Below are 16,183 nucleotides of genomic sequence, written 5' to 3'. Positions count from 1 at the left end.
CTCGGGTAGACAGTGTCCATGCAGCAGGATCAGCAGGACTCGAAGGACGGCGTCGGCCCGCTCAGGGACCGTCTCGTCGACACCGGTGTCGCACTCGTGGACGCGGAAGGGGCGGCGGCCCTGTCGCTGCGGGAGATCGCGCGCCGCGCGGGCGTCTCGCACGGGGCGCCCCGGCGCTACTTCCCGACCCATCTGGAGCTGCTGTCGGCGATCGCGCGGCGCGGGTTCGCGGATCTGGGCGCCCAGGCCGCCGAGGCCGTACGCGCGGCAGCCGAGGACGTCGGTCCACGCGGCCGGATCGCCACGCTGGCGCGCGCCTACCTGGACTTCGCGGCCGGGCATCGCGGTATGTACGAGCTGATGTTCCGTCATGATCTGTTGGAGAGCAACGAGTTGGGGCTGCGCGACACGAGTCTGCCGCTCTTCATGATGCTCGTGGAACTGGTCGCGGCCGCCCGCCCCGATGCCGAACCGGCCGTCGTCGCGGGCGCGTTGTGGGCGAATCTGCACGGTGTCGCACAGCTGTGGGGCTGGGGAAGCCTCCAACTGGCCGTGGGGAGCGGCGACATCGAGCCGCTCCTCGCGTCCGTCCTCGACGCCCACCTGGGTCCGGTGGCGCGATGAGCGGCCAGGCCCAGCGGCGCGTCGCGCTCGCGGGCAGCGTCGTCGGCGCGGTGCTCGTCGCGCTCGACGGCACGGTCCTGACCATCGCCCAGCCCGCGCTCCAGCGCGATCTGAGCGCCTCGCTCACGCAGGTCCAGTGGACGAGCACCGCCTATCTGATCGCGGTGGCGAGCCTGCTGGTCTTCGCGGGGCGGCTCGGCGACCGGTTCGGGCACCGGCGGCTCTTCGCGTACGGGATGCTCGGATTCGCGGCGGCGTCGGCGGCCATCGGCCTCGTCCCCGGCATCGGCTGGGTGATCGCGCTGCGGGTCGTCCAGGGCGTGTGCGGGGCGCTGCTGCAACCGGCGACGCTCGGCATGCTGCGGGCCGCGTATCCCCCCGACCGTCTCGACATGCCGATCGCGCTGCGCACCAGCGCCATCGGGATCGCCGCGGCCGCGGGCCCCCTGGTGGGCGGGGTGCTCACGGCGCATCTCGGCTGGCGGTCGGTGTTCTTCCTCGGGGTGCTGCCCGCCGTGGTGATCGCGCTGCTCGTCCTCCTCGTACGGGATCCGCAGGCCTCCCCCGCGCCACGGGACGCGGGGCTCGACCCGGTCGGGGCAGTACTGCTCGGTGCGGCACTGGCCTGCCTGGTCCTGGGCCTCGTCAGCCTGCCCGGGGCGGGCGCGGCGCCGGGGCTCGCGGGGGCGGCCGTGGCGACGGCGCTCCTCGGACGGCACGAGCGCCGCACGCCGAGTCCGCTGCTCACCCCCGCCGTCGTCGCGACACCGGTGTCGGCCGCCGCGCTGGGCATCCTGCTGACGGCGTCGGCGGCGCTGTTCGGCTCGCTGTTCGCGGCGACGTACTTCCTTCAGGACGTGCTCGGGCTCGACGCCCTGACCACGGCGGTGCGGATGCTGCCCGCCGCGCTGTGCATGGTCCTCGCGGCGCCGCTGAGCGCGGTGCTGCTGCGCCGCCACGGGGCGCGGGCGACGACGGCGGGCGGCATGCTCCTGATGGCGGCCGGCGTCTTCAGCTTCGGCCACCTCACCGAGGGCTCTCCCCAAATCGCCATCGGTGTCTGCGCGTTGGCGATGGGCACGGGCTTCGGCACGGTCATGGTGAGCGCGACGGAGGTCCTCGTGCGGCGGGCGTCCGAGGCGCACGCCGGGGTCGCGGGCGGCCTTCAGCAGACGGCGATGAACGTGGGTCCGACGCTGGGCGTGGCGACCGCGACGACCCTGCTGGCGTCGGGGACCGACTTCGTCGGCGCGATGCGCACGACGCTCACCGCCCTCGCCGCCGTGACCTGCGCCGCCGCGCTGGCGGCACGGTGGCTGCCGGCGAAGCGGCCCGCTGAGGTCAGTGCGGGATCCCGTCGATCAGTTCCCGCGCCCCCTGGCGCAGCAGCGCCACCGCCACGGACATCCCCAGAGTCGCCGGATCCAGCGGACCCGCCCATTCCTGGGCGTTGAGCACCCGCTTGCCGTCGGGCGTGAACACACAGGCGCGCAGCGACAGATCGCCGCTGCGCTCGGCCCGCGCGTACCCGGCGACCGGCGAGTTGCAGTGCCCCTGGAGGACATGCAGGAACATGCGCTCGGCGGTCGCCTCCCGCCAGGTGTCGCGGTGGCCGAGCCCGCTCACCGTGTCCAGGGTGTCCGTGTCGTCGGCCCGGCACTGAAGCGCGAGGATCCCGGCGCCGATCGGCGGGCACATCGACTCGGGCGCCAGGACATCCGTCACGACATCCGTACGACCGATCCGCTCCAGGCCCGACAGGGCGAGCAGCAGCACATCGGCATCGCCCGCAGCGAGCTTCTCCAGCCGCCGGTTGGCGTTGCCGCGCATCGGGACGCACACCAAGTGCGGGTGACTGGCGGCGAGTTGGGCGACCCGGCGCACCGACGACGTGCCGATCCGGGTGCCCTCGGGCAGCTCGTCGAGGGTCCGGCCGTGCGGGTCGATGAGCGCGTCGCGTACGTCGTCCCGCTTCAGGTACGCGCCGAACGTGCACCCTTCGGGCAGCGGGCGGTCGGCCGGGATGTCCTTGAGGCAGTGCACGGCGAGGTCGGCGCGCCCGTCGAGGAGCGCCTGGTCGACCTCTTTGGTGAAGGCGCCCTTGCCGCCGAGTTTCGCCAGATCGCCCATCCACTTGTCGCCGCTCGTGGTGACGGGGACGACCTCGGTACGCACCCCGGGGTGGAGCGCGGCGAGTTCCTCGCGTACGCGCTCCACCTGCGCCAGGGCCATCGGTGAGGAACGGGAGACGATACGGATCAGCTCGGCAGCCATCCCGCAACGATAGGGGACGGAGGCCTCAGCGGTTGAACACTTCGAACGGCACAGCGGGCTTCCCGCCGAACCGCTCGGCCGCCATCTGCATGTTCTGCGTCAGGAACGTACGGCAATACGTTTCGGGGTCCTCGTCGGTCAACACCTCGATGTACGTACGGTGTTCGAGCAGCGAGCGGACCGCGCGCTCGAGCCCCGCCGTGGCGTCGACGGCGTGCGTGGACTGCGCGGAACCGGCGACGGCGACCCACTTCACGCCGTTCCACGGTTCGAGCCCCTGCTCCTTCAGCTCGGGGAAGATCCACCGGTTTCCCGCGTCCGCCGCGGCGTCGAGCGTGGCACGGCCGACGGCGACATGGTCGGGGGTGTTCCAGTAGACGCCGCCCCAGGTGTCGCGGTGGTTGAGCGTGATGACGAGTTCGGGGCGGTGGCGGCGGATCGCGGCGGCGATGTCCCGGCGCAGCGCGACGCCGTACTCGATGACGCCGTCCTTGTGGTCGAGGAACTCGACGGTGTCGACGCCGACGACGGCCGCGCTGGCGCGCTGCTCCTGTTCGCGCAGGGGGCCGCACTTGTCCGGCGCGAGGGTGTCGATGCCGGCCTCTCCGCGGGTGGCCAGGACGTACGTGACGTCCTTGCCTGCGTCGGTCCAGGCGGCGATGGCGGCGGAACAGCCGTATTCCAGGTCGTCGGGGTGGGCGACGATCGCGAGGGCGCGCGTCCAGTCCTCCGGCATCGGCTGGAGCGCTGGGTCGGTCTTCTGCTCGGGCAGGCTCATATGGGGCAGGGTATGCGCCTGCCGGGGAGGTTGGCGTGGGGTTTGTCCGGCGGGTGCGGGTCCGGTGGGGGCTGGTCGCGCAGTTCCCCGCGCCTCTGAAGGCGAGCGGCTTCGCCGCTCAGCCTTCATCGGGGAGATGCCGCACCGAAGGTGCGCATCTCAGGGGCGCGGGGAACTGCGCGACCAGCCCCCACTCACCCGCACCCGACGACGAACTACACCTCGCCCCGCACCATCCCCAGCAGCCGGTCAAGAACACGCGGCCCACCGGCCCGGAGCCCATCGTGCTCGAACTCATTGGTCACCCAGGGCCGCAGCCCCCGGATCGACCGAGCCGTCCGCAGCGCGTGCTCCGTGTCGACGTACATGTCGTCGTGGTAGACGGCGGCGGCCACCGGCACCTCGTTCGCCGCGAGCCGGGCCGGGTCGTACAGCGGGGCCCACTCCGTGCGGGACGCCACCGCGTGTGCGGCCTCGCGCAGCGGTCGCAGCGCCGGGTCGGCGTCGAACTGCCACGGGTGGACGGACTCGCCGGTGAACATCAGCGCCGCCCCGGAGGCCAGCGACTTCTCGCCGTCGAACTGGGGGAACTCGCCGCGCACGCGCTCCGCGGACCAGTCGGTGGCGCGCCCGCCCTGCGCGTAGATCGCCTCGTGCAGCACCGCGTAGAGCGGGTGGCTCGCGTAGGACAGCGCCCCGGCGACCTGCTCCTGGAACGCGTCGGAGAGTTCGCGCCCGGCAGGGGTGCGGACGAACGCGTCCTCCAGGAGGTAGTGCAGGCGGTCGCTGCCGTCGCTCGCGCCGAGCCAGATGCCCAGGGACTGGAACGCCTCCAGGGTGAGCCGGTAGCCGTTCGGCAGGACGGGCTGCCGCTCCTGGACGTAAGCGGCGATCTCGCGGGCCCGCTCGACGTCCATCGGATAGCGGGCGTAGTGCGCGCGGACCTTGCGCTCGATACGCGGGTACGCGGCGCGGTAGACGTCGTCGGCGTGGCCGTCGAGCGTGGGCAGGCCGCCCGTGATGAGGGCCGCCTCGAGACCCTCGGGCGCGGACGACAGGTAGCGCACGGCGCAGAAGCCGCCGAAGCTCTGGCCGAGGACGGTCCACGGGGCGCCGCCGGTGACCTCACGGCGAACGAGTTCGCAGTCGCGGACGATCGAGTCGGCGCGGAAGTGCGTGAGGTACTCCGCCTGGGCGTGCGCGTCGCCGCGCAGCGGGAGCGTCTGGCGGTTCACGGTCGCGGAGGCGCCGGTGCCGCGCTGGTCGAGGAGGAGGACGCGGTAGTCCTGGAGGGCGCGGCCGAGCCAGGCCTGCTTGCCGCTGAACCGGTTGGCGCCGAAGCCGGGACCGCCCTGGAGGTAGACGAGCCACGGCAGTTCGGCGTTCTCGCGGCCCGCGGCGACGGCCTCGCGCGCGTACAGCTCGATCTGCTCGCCGTCGGGGGCGTCGTGGTCCAGCGGTACGGAGAAACGACGGTCGGTCAGGACGACTCCGGCCTGACGGTAACGGGCGGCGCTCAAGGCAACTCCTGTACGGATGGCGGTGCGGGCGGCCCGTACTGCGGACAGCCGGGACGTCCGCCCAGTTCAGCACATGGGTGCGGGCCGGCTCAGCGGGGGCCCAGGCTGGAACCGCGTACGACGAGCTCCGGCTGGAGCACGACGCGACGGTGCTCGTGCCAACGGCCCGGATGGTCGGCTGCCTCGATCTCCTCCAGGAGCAGTTCGGCGGCGAGGGCGCCCATGGTGACGGCGGGCTGCCGCACGGAGGTGAGGGGCACGGCGGCGGCGGCCGCGAACTCGATGTCGTCGTAGCCGACGATCGCGACGTCCTCGGGGACCCGCACCCCTGCCGCGTACAGGGCCTGGAGCACACCGAGGGCGAGGAGGTCGTTGGCGCAGAAGACGGCCGTGGGGCGGGAGCCGAGACCGAGGAGGCGGGCGCCCGCGTCACGGCCGGCGGCCACGTCGAGCCGCTCGGTGGGCAGTTCGCGCAGGGCGGAGGCGGGCAGCCCGGCCTCCTGGAGGGCACGCAGCGCGCCCTGGCGGCGGTCCTTGACCTGGTTGAGGGCGGGCGGGCCGCTCACGTAGGCGATACGGCGGTGGCCGGCGTCCACGAGGTGACCGACGGCGAGCGCGCCGCCGTTGACGTCGTCGACGGAGACGGAGCACTCGGTGGCACCCTCGGCGACCCGGTCGACGAGGACGAACGGGATGTCGTGCCGACGGAACTGTTCGACGGTACGGCCTGTCGCCTCGGCCGGCGTGAGCAGCACACCGCGAACCCGCTGCTCGGCGAAGAGCGACAGGTACTCGGCCTCCTCGCTCGCACTCTGCGCGCTGTTGCAGACCATGACGCCGAGCCCGGCGTCGCGCGCGGCCCGCTCGGCACCGCGCGCGACATCCACGAAGAACGGGTTGCCCATGTCGAGGACGAGCAGGCCCATGATGCGGCTGCGTCCGGCGCGCAGCTGGCGCGCGGACTCGCTGCGGACGTAGCCGAGCCGGTCGATCACCGCGAGGACGCGCGAGCGGGTCTCGTCGGCGACGGTCTCGGGCCGGTTGATCACGTTCGAGACCGTGCCCACGGACACCCCCGCGGCGCGGGCGACGTCCTTGATCCCCACGGACTGTCCCATCGGGTACGGACCTCCAGGTGAGCGGGTGCGGCAGGGGGAGTGTACGTGGGGCGGCCCACGAAATGTTCGGCCAGTCGGACACCCGGAGGACGGCGAGGACGCCGGGGCTCGGCGACACCGGTGCCTTGAATCGTTTCGCCCGGCCCCGGTGGCCACCCGGGCCACTCTGCGCGAGCCCTCCCCCACTGTCAATCTGCTTGCGCGAGTGCGTTTCCCGCACGCACGCCTCTTGTCTCCCACCCGGTCTGCGCATAGGTTCCTCCACCCCACATTGAATCGTTTGAAATCGTTCAACTCCTCACCTCCCCCACCTTCACGATCTCGCTCCTCCCCCACCCATCGACAGAGCACCTTCAACGACGAAGGGAAACCTCAAAGATGAGCAGCGCCATCCACCGCAGGACCGTCCTTGCCGCGACCGCGGGCGCCGTCCCCGTGATCACCGGCCTCGCCGCCCTCGGCACGGCCACGCTCGTCCAGGCGGCCGAGGCGGAGCCGTCCGCCGCGCAGGGCGGCACGGTCACCGGCCTGACCGTCGAGCACCGCGTGCTGCCGCTCGGCATCGACGCGGCCCGCCCGCGCTTCGGCTGGCGGCTCGACTCCACCGCGCGCGGCCTCGCGCAGGGCGCCTACCGCATCCGTGTCGCGTCCTCCGCGCGGCGCCTTGCGTCGGGCCGGCCCGACGTGTGGGACAGCGGCAAGACGACCTCGTCCGACTCCGTCGCGGTTCGCTACGGCGGCCCTCACCTCACGCCGTCCACACGGTACTTCTGGGATGTGACGGTCTGGGACACGAAGGGCCGCGCTCTCGGCACCGCCTCCGCGGCCTGGTTCGAGACCAGCCTCATGAGCACGGACGGCGTCACCGGCTGGGACGGCGCCCAGTGGCTCGGCATGAAGGGCAAGGCCCCCGACTCGGCCGGGGCTCCCCTGCTGCGCAGCGAGACCCCGCTCGGCACAGGCAAGGTCACCGAGGCCCGGCTCTCCATCACGGCCCTCGGCGTCTACGAGGCGTACGTCAACGGCCGACGCGTCACCGCGCCGCAGGGCGACGGGCAGGCGACGGAACTCCTCACGCCGGGCTGGACCAACTACGACACCACCGTGAACTACCTGACGTACGACGTCACGGACGCGGTGGTGCGCGGCGGCCGCACCGTGACGCTCGGGGCGGTCCTCGGCAACGGCTGGTACAACGGGCGCGTCTCCGAGGGCAGCACGTACTGGTCCAAGGAGGGGAATCCGCTCGCCCTCAAGGCCAAGCTCCTGATCCGGTACGCGGACGGCTCCACGCAGTCGGTCGTCACCGCGCAGGACGCCGGATGGAAGGCCACCGACACCGGCCCGTACCGCGCCGACGACATCTACGACGGGCAGACGTACGACGCCCGCAAGGAGCTCGACGGCTGGGCGTCGTCCGGCTTCGACACCGCGGGCTGGGCGGACGTCGAACAGGTCGGCTACGCCGCCAAGTTCCCCGACGCGAAGCTCACCGCCTACCCCGGCGAGTCCGCCCGCCTGGTCCCCGCATGGGACCGCCACCCGCAGTCGCTCACCGTCTACGACAAGGTGAAGGGCGAGTCGTCGAGCGCCAACGGCAAGGGCGAGATCGTCCCCGACCCGGACCGCTCGACGAGCGGCAGGCCAGGACCGGTGACGTTGCGCCCCGGCGACACGGCCGTCTTCGACCTCGGCCAGAACATGGTCGGCGTCCCCCGCTACACGCTGCGCGGCCCGGCCGGTGCCCAAGTCGTCGTCAGATTCGGCGAGATGCTCAACGACGACAGCAAGGGCGCCGACGGCCCGGCCGGCTCGCTCTACCGCGCCAACCTCCGCTCGGCGAAGGCGACGAGCACGTACATCCTCAAGGGCGCGAAGGACGGTGAGACGCATCAGGACTCGCTCACCTTCTACGGCTTCCGCTATGTATCGGTGGAGGTCACGACGCCCGGCGCCGAGGTCACCGTCTCGGACGTCACCGGCAAGGTCGGCACGTCCGCACTCCGCGAGATCGGCGACGTCACCACCGACGACGAGGACGTCAACCAGCTGATCAGCAACGTGCGTTGGGGCCAGCGCGGCAACTACCTGTGGGTGCCGACCGACTGCCCGCAGCGCGACGAGCGGCTCGGCTGGACCGGCGACACGCAGGTGTTCTCGAACACCGGCCTCTACAACACCGACTCGGTGGCCTTCCTCAGCCATTTCGAGGACATCCTCATCGAGTCGCAGAAGACGTACGGGGTCGACGGCGCCCAGTTCACGGCGGTGGCGCCCGGCAACCGGTACAACGCGGCCGCGCCGTGCAGCGGTTGGGCGGACTGCGGCGTCATCGTGCCGTGGACGGTGTGGCAGATGAGCGGTGACGCCACGATCATCGACCGCAGCTGGGAGGCCATGGTCCGCTACATCGACTGGATCCGGCACAAGGGCGGCGACACCTACGCCGGGCAGGGCGCCGTCTTCGCGGACTGGCTGGCGTTCCAGAACACCGGCACCCAGCTGATGAGCGACGTCTACTACGCGTACAGCGTCCGCCTCATGGCGCAGATGGCGCGGGCCACGGGACGCACCGCCGACGCCACCGCCTACGACGACCTGTTCGCCCGCATCCGCCGCGCGTTCCAGGCCGTGTACATCAGGACGGACGGCGACACGATCACCGTCCTGTCCAGCAAGGGCGGCAAGCCGATCATGGGCGGCGTCCCCGAGGACAACAGCCAGTCGGCGCTCCTGTGGGTCCTCAAGCTCGGCTTCTACGACACCGAGGCCCAACGCCGCGCTCTGGTGGGCCTGTTGGCGGAGAACATCGGCAACGACGCCGCGTACAAGGCGGCCCATCCGGACAGCGCCCGCGTCCAGTACGCGGAGAACACCCTCTCGGTCGGCTTCCTCGGCGTGAACGTCCTCGCCCCGGTCCTCACCGACGAGGGCCGCGCCGACCTCGCGTACCAACTCCTCCACCAGGACGCCATGCCCTCCTGGCTGTACTCGGTGAAGAACGGTGCGACGACGGTGTGGGAGCGCTGGAACTCGTACTCGCGCGAGGACGGGTTCGGCCCCGTCGAGATGAACTCCTTCAACCACTACTCGTACGGCGCGATCATGGAGTGGATGTACGCGTACATGGCGGGCATCGCCCGGGACCCGGACCACCCCGGCTTCCGCCGCTTCCGGCTCCGGCCGCACCTCGACCCGACGGGCCGCATCAGCCGCGTCGCGGCCCGGCACGTCTGCCCGTACGGCGAGATCAGGAGCGAATGGTCCCTGGCGAAGGACGGCACGCTCACCTACGAGGCGGTCGTCCCGGCCGGCACCGAGGCGACCCTGAGCCTGCCGGCGGTGTCCGCGTCGGCGGTCCGCGAAGGGCGGACGCCGCTGGGAAGGGTGGCGGGGGTGCGGGCGGCGGGCTTCCGCGACGGGGTCGCGTCGTTCACCGTGCCGTCGGGGCGGTACCGGGTGACGAGCACGGTGCGCTGACGCGTCGCCGGGAGCGGTGGTGCCCGGGAGGGCTACGGGGCGAGCCCGCGGCTCGACCGGCGCACCACCAACTCCGGCCGCAGCACGACATGTTGATGCCGGTGCTCGGCCGCCCGCTCCCCCGTCTCCCGCAACAGCAGCTCCGCCGCGATCGTGCCCAGGGTGAGGGCCGGCTGGCGGACCGAGGTGAGGGGGACCGTGGCCGCCGCGGCGAACTCGATGTCGTCGTAGCCGACGATGGAGATGTCCTCGGGGACCCGGATCCCTGCCGTGTAGAGGGATTGCAGGACCCCGAGGGCGAGCAGGTCGTTGGCGCAGAAGACGGCGGTGGGGCGGTCGGTGAGGCCGAGGAGGCGGGCGCCCGCGTCGCGGCCCGCGGCCACGTCGAGGCGGTCCGTGGGCAGTTCGCGCAGCAGCGTCTGCGGCAGGCCTGCCTCGGCGAGCGCCTTGAGGGCGCCCTCCCTGCGGTCCTGCACCTGTTTGAGGTGGGGCGGCCCGCTGACGAAGGCGAGGGAGCGGTGGCCGCCGGAGACGAGATGGCGCAGCGCGAGGGCGCCGCCCGACACGTCGTCGACGGCGACCGAGCACCCGGGTTCGTCACCGGCGACCCGGTCCACGACGACGTACGGGATGCCGTGGCGCCGGAAGTCGCGCAGGGTCGTCCCGCTCGGGTCCGCCGGGGTGATCAGGGCGCCGCGCACCCGCTGTTCGGCGAAGAGGGAGAGGTACTCGGCCTCCTCCGAGGGGTCCTGGGCGCTGTTGCAGACCATGACGCCGAGTCCCGCGCCGCGCGCGGCCCGCTCGGCACCGCGCGCGACGTCGACGAAGAACGGGTTGCCCATGTCCAGGACGAGCAGCGCCACGATGCGGCTGTGTCCGGCCCGCAGCTGACGTGCGTACTCGCTGCGGACGTAGCCGAGGCGGGCGATGACCTCCTGGACGTGGCGGCGGGTCGGCTCGGACACGCGGTGCGGCTGGTTGAGGACGTTGGAGACGGTGCCCACGGAGACGCCCGCGACGCGCGCCACGTCCTTGATCCCCACCGTGGAACGCTCAGGCAAGGTGGAAGACCTCGGTGAGCGGCCGCATCGCGGCGTCCGGCGCCTGCCCGTCGAGGTCCTCGAAGAAGGCGCCCATCTCGGCCTGCCACCGGGCGTTGACGTCGGTGGCGTCCATCGCGGCGCGCGCCGCGTCGAAGTCCTCCGTCTCCACATAACCGACGAGCAGTCCGTCGTCGCGCAGGAAGAGGGAGTAGTTGTGCCACCCGGTGGCGGTCAGGGCCTCCCGCATCTCCTGCCACACGTTCTCGTGGCGGGCGCGGTACTCGTCGATCCGGTCGGCCTTGACCTTGAGCAGAAAACAGACGCGCTGCATGGACGGTGTCCTTCGTTCAGAACTTGAACTGGTCGATGTTCTTCTTGTCGAAGACGGTGGGCTTGCCGAGCGAGACGACGCCGTCCTTCTCGATGGTGAACTCGCCGAGGTCACCTGCCTTGAAGGTCTCGCCCTCCTTGCCGGAGATCTGGCCGGACTCCAGCGCGACGGCGGTGTGCGCGGCGAGCGCGCCGAGCTTCGCCGGGTCCCACAGCTCGAACGCCTCGACGGTGCCGTTCTTGACGTAGGCGCGCATGTCGTTGGGGGTGCCGAGGCCGGTCAGCTTGACCTTGCCCTTGTACTTGGAGCCGGACAGGTACTGGGCGGCGGCCTTGATGCCGACGGTGGTCGGGGAGATGATCCCCTTCAGCTTCGGGTGCTCCTGGAGGAGGCCCTGGGTCTGCTGGAACGACTTCTGGGCGTCGTCGTCGCCGTACGCGGTCGTGACGAGCTTGATGTCCTTGTACGCGGGCTTCTTCAGCTCGTCCTTCATGTAGTCGATCCACGTGTTCTGGTTGGTGGCCGTCTGGGCCGCCGAGAGGATCGCGATCTCGCCCTTGCCGCCGATCTGCCTGGCGATCTCCTGGACCTGGGTGCGGCCGAGGTCCTCGGCGCTGGCCTGCGAGACGAACACGTTGCGGCAGTCGGCCTTGGTGTCGGAGTCGTACGTGACGACGCTGACGCCGTTCCTCATCGCCTGCTTCAGGGCGGTACACAGGGCGCCCGGGTCCTGCGCGGACACGGCGATGGCGTCGACCTGCTGCTGGGTGAGGGTGTTGACGTAGGAGACCTGTCCGGAGGTGTCGGTGCCGCTCGACGTGCCGACCTCCTTGTACGTCGAGCCCAGTGCCTCCAGCGCCTTCTTGCCGCCGGTGTCGGAGGTGGTGAAGTACGGGTTGTTGACCTGCTTGGGCAGGAAGGCGACCGTGAGGCCCTTCTTGGTGGCGGCGTTGGGGTCGGCCTTGCCTGCGGCGTGGGACTTGGCCGCCTCCTTGTTCGCGTCGTCCTTCGTGGTGCCGCCGCAGGCGGTGGCGCCGAGGACGAGCGCGGTGGTGACGGCGAGCGCGGCCGAGAGCCTGCGGGTTCGGGCGGTGGCGGACATGGCGGTTCCTTACGGGTCGGGGGTCGAGGGGAGGGACGTGCGGGTGCTCGGACGTACGGGGCTCACGTGGCGGCCGGCACCGCGGCGGTCTTCCTGCGGGCCCTCGCCTGGGCGATCTGCCGGCCGACGCGCGGCGCGAGGACGGAGATCACCAGGAGGACGCCGGTCACGACGATCTGGGACTGGGCGGAGACATTGAGCAGGCTCATCACGTTCTGGAGCGTGCCGAGCAGGAACACGCCCGCGATCGCGCCGCCGAGGGTGCCCTTGCCGCCGTCGAAGTCGATGCCGCCGAGCAACACCGCGGCGATGACGGACAGTTCGAGCCCGGTGGCGTTGTCGTAGCGGGCGCTGGCGTAGTGCAGCGCCCAGAAGACGCCGGTGAGCGCGGACAGCACGCCGGTCGTCACGAACATCGAGAGCTTGAGGCGTTTGACGCGGACGCCGGAGAAGCGGGCGGCCTCCTCGCTCGCGCCGATCGCGAACAGCGAGCGGCCCACGCGGGTGGCGTGCAGCACGACGACGGCGATCCCGAGGAGGACGAGGAAGGGCAGGAAGGCGTACGGGACGAACGTGTCGCCGATCCGTCCGGCGCCGAAGTCCAGGTACTGCGTGGGGAAGTCGGTGACCGAGTCGGAGCCGAGGACGATCTGCGCGATGCCGCGGTAGGCGGCCATGGTGCCGATGGTGACGGCGAGGGACGGCAGGCCGAGGCGGGTCACGAGCAGGCCGTTGACCAGGCCGCAGAGGAGGCCGAGGACGAGGCAGACCGGGATGATCGTCTCGATGGCCATGCCCTCGTTCCACAGCGCGCCCATGACGGCGCCGGACAGGCCGGCCGTGGAGCCCACCGACAGGTCGACCTCGCCGGAGACGACGAGCATCGTCATCGGCAGGGCGATGAGCGCGATCGGCAGGGTGTTGCCGATGAGGAAGGACACGTTCAGGGCGTTGCCGAAGTTGTCGACGAACGAGAACGAGCAGAGCAGCAGCACGATCAGCAGGGCGCCGACGGCGGTGTCCCAACGGACGGCGCCGGCAAGGGAGTTCTTACGCATGGCGGGCGCTCCTCATCTGTGCGGCCTGCTTGCGCAGCACGGCGGCGACGCGCAGCGCCAGGATCCGGTCGACGGCGATGGCGAGCAGCAGCAGGACTCCGTTGATGGCGGTGACCCAGACGGAGCTGACGCCGATGGCGGGCAGCACGCTGTTGATGGAGGTCAGCAGGAGTGCGCCGAGGGCGGCGCCGTAGACGGTGCCGGAGCCTCCGGTGAAGGCGACGCCGCCGACGACGACGGCGCTGACGACGGTGAGTTCGTAGCCGTTGCCGGTCGCGGAGTCGACGTTGCCGAAGCGCGCCAGGTACAGGGCGCCGGCGAGTCCGGCGAGCGCCCCGCACAGGATGTAGGCGGTCATGATGCGCTTACGGACGGGAACGCCGGCGAGGGTCGCCGCCTCGGGGCTGGAGCCGAGCGCGTACATGTCGCGGCCGCTGCGGTAGCTGCGCAGGTAATAGCCGACGCAGAGCAGGACGGCGACGGCGAGCAGCGCCAGGTAGGGCACGATCCACAGGCCGTCGTGGCCGAAGTCGACGAAGCCGTCCGGCAGGTCGGAGGCGACGATCTGCTCGGAGCCGACCCAGATCGAGTCGATGCCGCGCACCACGTACAGGGTGCCGAGGGTGACGACGAGGGCGGGCACCTTGCCGAGGCTGACGAGCGCGCCGTTCAGCACGCCGAACAGGGCGCCGATCGCGACGGCGTACAGCACCGCGATCAGTGAACTGCCGCCGCCCTGAAGGTAGTTGCCCGCGGCGAAGGCGGAGATGCCGAGCACGGAGCCGACCGAGAGGTCGACGTTGCGGGTGATGACGACGACGGCCTGGCCGGTGGCGACGAGGACGAGGATCGTGGCGTTGAGGAGGAGGTCCTTGACGCCCTGCTCGGACAGGAACTCCGTGTTGGAGATCTGGGTGGCGAGCAGCATCAGGACGAGTACGCCTGCGACGGCGAGTTCGCGGGCCTTGAACACCTTGTCGAGCAGCCGGCGTCCGGCGGCGGGTTCGGGCGCGGCGTTCTCGCGCACCGGCTGGGCGGTGACGGTCATGCCGCCCTCCCCTGGGTCGTGCGTCCGGTGGCGGCGGCCATCACGGTCTCCTCGGTGGCCTCGGCCCGGGTGAGTTCGGCGGTCAGGCGGCCTTCGTGCATGACGAGGACGCGGTCGGCCATGCCGAGGATCTCCGGCAGGTCGGAGGAGATCATCAGGACGGCGACACCCTCGGCGGCGAGCGACGACAGGAGGCGGTGCACCTCGGCCTTGGTGCCGACGTCGATGCCGCGCGTGGGCTCGTCGACGATGAGCACCTGCGGCCCGGTCGCGAGCCACTTGGCGAGGACGACCTTCTGCTGGTTGCCGCCCGACAGGGTGCCGACGACATCGGCGAGACGCGCGTACTTGACCTGGAGCTTCACGGCCCAGTCGACGCTGCGGCTGCGCTCGGCCCTGCGGTTCATGAGCCCTGCGCGGCTGGTGTCGGCGAATCCGGTGAGGCCGATGTTGCGCTCGATGGACATGTCCATCACCAGGCCCTGGGCGCGGCGGTCCTCGGGGACGAGGGCGAGGCCCGCGTGCATGGCGAGGCTGGGGGCGCCGGGCTTGAGCCGCTTGCCGAGCACCTCGACCTCGCCGCCGTCGAACCGGTCGACGCCGAACACGGCGCGGGCGACCTCGCTGCGTCCGGCTCCGACGAGGCCGGCGAGGCCGACGATCTCGCCGCGGCGCACCTCGAAGGAGACGTCGGTGAAGACGCCCTCGCGGGTCAACCGCCGTACGCTGAGCGCCACTTCGCCGAGTTCGGTGTCCTGCTTGGGGTAGAGCTCGTCGAGGTCGCGGCCGACCATGCGGCGCACGAGGTCGTCCTCGGTCAGTCCGTCGAGGGGTTCGCTGGCCACCCAGGCGCCGTCGCGCAACGTTGTCACGCGCTGGCACAGCTCGAAGATCTCCTCCAGGCGGTGGGAGATGAACAGGACGGCCGCGCCCTGTTCGCGCAGCGCCTGCACGACGCCGAACAGGCGGGCCACCTCACTGCCGGTGAGCGCCGCGGTCGGCTCGTCCATGATCAGGACGCGGGCGTCGAACGAGAGGGCCTTGGCGATCTCGACGAGCTGCTGGTCGGCGATGGACAGACCGCGGGCCGGCTGGTCCGGGTCGAGTGCGACGCCGAGGCGCCGGAAGAGGGCGGCGGTCGCGTCCTTCACGGCGCGGTGGTCGACGCGGCCCAGCGAGCGGCGCGGCTGGCGCCCCATGAAGATGTTCTCGGCGATCGACAGGTCGGGGAAGAGCGTCGGTTCCTGGTAGATGACGGCGACGCCGGCGTCACGGGCGTCGGCCGGACCGTGGAACTCCACGGGCGCGCCGTCGAGCAGGACCGTTCCGGTGTCGGGCCGGTGCACGCCGGCGAGGGCCTTGATGAGCGTGGACTTCCCCGCACCGTTCTCGCCGGCCAGGGCGTGCGCCTCACCCGCGTACAGGCGCAGCGAGACGCCGCGCAGCGCGCGTACGGCACCGAAGGACTTGCTCACCCCCTCCAGCGCGAGCACCGGAGTCGTCTCCGGTTCAGGTTGCGTCATGGCATGTCTCCGTGAGTGTGCGGAAGGCGGGCGGGGCCGTTCAGGGCTCCCCCGTAGGAAGCTCGCCCAGCGGCATGAAATGTTTCAGTGAAGTTGCCCGGAAGCTAGCTCCGCCCGTCGGGACGGGTCAAGAGGTCGTGGACATCCCGATCCTTCGACGTGCAACACGATTGAGTAACGCAGTTGACCTTGTGCGCGACCCCTTGACGGCCTCGGCACACAGGGCTAACTTCCCCTGCGAATGAATCGATTCACTCGGTTCATGCCACGACCCGCGCACCCAG

The 16,183-nt window shown here is 71.4% G+C and carries 13 protein-coding genes; 3 read left to right on the top strand and 10 right to left on the bottom strand.

Annotation, left to right across the window (positions count from 1 at the left end):
- Positions 1-18: 18 nt before the first annotated feature.
- Both AB0L37_RS11195 and AB0L37_RS11190 read left to right on the top strand, forming a co-directional pair.
- A complete protein-coding gene (locus tag AB0L37_RS11195; RefSeq protein WP_365502801.1) occupies positions 19-624 on the top strand; it encodes a TetR/AcrR family transcriptional regulator in 606 nt (201 codons plus the stop codon).
- Positions 621-2,078, top strand: a complete 1,458-nt coding sequence (locus AB0L37_RS11190) for an MFS transporter (RefSeq protein WP_365502799.1) — start codon at positions 621-623, stop codon at positions 2,076-2,078. Before AB0L37_RS11195 ends, AB0L37_RS11190 begins: the two co-directional genes overlap by 4 nt.
- Here the strand turns inward: AB0L37_RS11190 and hemC are convergent.
- The 4 genes from hemC to AB0L37_RS11170 all read right to left on the bottom strand — a co-directional run bounded on the left by hemC (position 1,966) and on the right by AB0L37_RS11170 (position 6,314).
- Positions 1,966-2,898, bottom strand: a complete 933-nt coding sequence (hemC, locus tag AB0L37_RS11185; protein ID WP_365502797.1) for a hydroxymethylbilane synthase — start codon at positions 2,896-2,898, stop codon at positions 1,966-1,968. The genes AB0L37_RS11190 and hemC overlap by 113 nt on opposite strands.
- 25 nt (positions 2,899-2,923) lie before the next feature.
- Entirely contained in the window at positions 2,924-3,676 is a 753-nt protein-coding gene (locus AB0L37_RS11180) for a PIG-L deacetylase family protein (protein ID WP_365502795.1), read from the bottom strand.
- A gap of 215 nt (positions 3,677-3,891) precedes the next feature.
- Complete coding sequence (locus AB0L37_RS11175; protein WP_365502793.1) at positions 3,892-5,196, bottom strand: alpha/beta fold hydrolase; 1,305 nt, start codon at positions 5,194-5,196, stop codon at positions 3,892-3,894.
- A gap of 89 nt (positions 5,197-5,285) precedes the next feature.
- Positions 5,286-6,314: a LacI family DNA-binding transcriptional regulator gene (locus AB0L37_RS11170; protein ID WP_365502791.1), complete on the bottom strand. Its 1,029-nt coding sequence runs from the start codon at positions 6,312-6,314 to the stop codon at positions 5,286-5,288.
- Positions 6,315-6,692: 378 nt separating this feature from the next.
- On the opposite strand from AB0L37_RS11170, the gene AB0L37_RS11165 reads away from it, so the two are divergent.
- Positions 6,693-9,794, top strand: coding sequence for a family 78 glycoside hydrolase catalytic domain (locus AB0L37_RS11165; RefSeq protein ID WP_365502789.1), 3,102 nt, complete (start codon positions 6,693-6,695; stop codon positions 9,792-9,794).
- 32 nt (positions 9,795-9,826) lie between these two features.
- Here the strand turns inward: AB0L37_RS11165 and AB0L37_RS11160 are convergent, their stop codons facing one another.
- The 6 genes from AB0L37_RS11160 to AB0L37_RS11135 form a co-directional block, all read right to left on the bottom strand.
- Entirely contained in the window at positions 9,827-10,855 is a 1,029-nt protein-coding gene (locus AB0L37_RS11160) for a LacI family DNA-binding transcriptional regulator (protein ID WP_365502787.1), read from the bottom strand.
- Positions 10,848-11,168 carry an L-rhamnose mutarotase gene (locus tag AB0L37_RS11155; RefSeq protein WP_365502785.1) on the bottom strand — a complete coding sequence of 107 codons (321 nt, stop codon included), beginning with the start codon at positions 11,166-11,168 and terminating at the stop codon, positions 10,848-10,850. The genes AB0L37_RS11160 and AB0L37_RS11155 overlap by 8 nt, the downstream gene beginning before the upstream one ends.
- A gap of 16 nt (positions 11,169-11,184) precedes the next feature.
- Positions 11,185-12,270: a rhamnose ABC transporter substrate-binding protein gene (gene rhaS / locus AB0L37_RS11150; protein ID WP_365502783.1), complete on the bottom strand. Its 1,086-nt coding sequence runs from the start codon at positions 12,268-12,270 to the stop codon at positions 11,185-11,187.
- A gap of 62 nt (positions 12,271-12,332) precedes the next feature.
- Positions 12,333-13,328: an ABC transporter permease gene (locus tag AB0L37_RS11145; protein ID WP_365502781.1), complete on the bottom strand. Its 996-nt coding sequence runs from the start codon at positions 13,326-13,328 to the stop codon at positions 12,333-12,335.
- Positions 13,321-14,376, bottom strand: coding sequence for an ABC transporter permease (locus AB0L37_RS11140; RefSeq protein ID WP_365502779.1), 1,056 nt, complete (start codon positions 14,374-14,376; stop codon positions 13,321-13,323). The genes AB0L37_RS11145 and AB0L37_RS11140 overlap by 8 nt, the downstream gene beginning before the upstream one ends.
- The gene (locus AB0L37_RS11135) at positions 14,373-15,899 is read right to left on the bottom strand and encodes a sugar ABC transporter ATP-binding protein (protein ID WP_365502777.1); all 1,527 of its coding nucleotides are present in this window, start codon (positions 15,897-15,899) and stop codon (positions 14,373-14,375) included. The genes AB0L37_RS11140 and AB0L37_RS11135 overlap by 4 nt, the downstream gene beginning before the upstream one ends.
- Positions 15,900-16,183: the final 284 nt, after the last annotated feature.

Source organism: Streptomyces sp. NPDC052225, assembly GCF_040679615.1.
GTDB lineage: Bacteria > Actinomycetota > Actinomycetes > Streptomycetales > Streptomycetaceae > Streptomyces.
The sequence above is the reverse complement of the archived record's forward strand: the minus strand, read 5'-3'. Positions and strand labels throughout refer to the sequence as shown.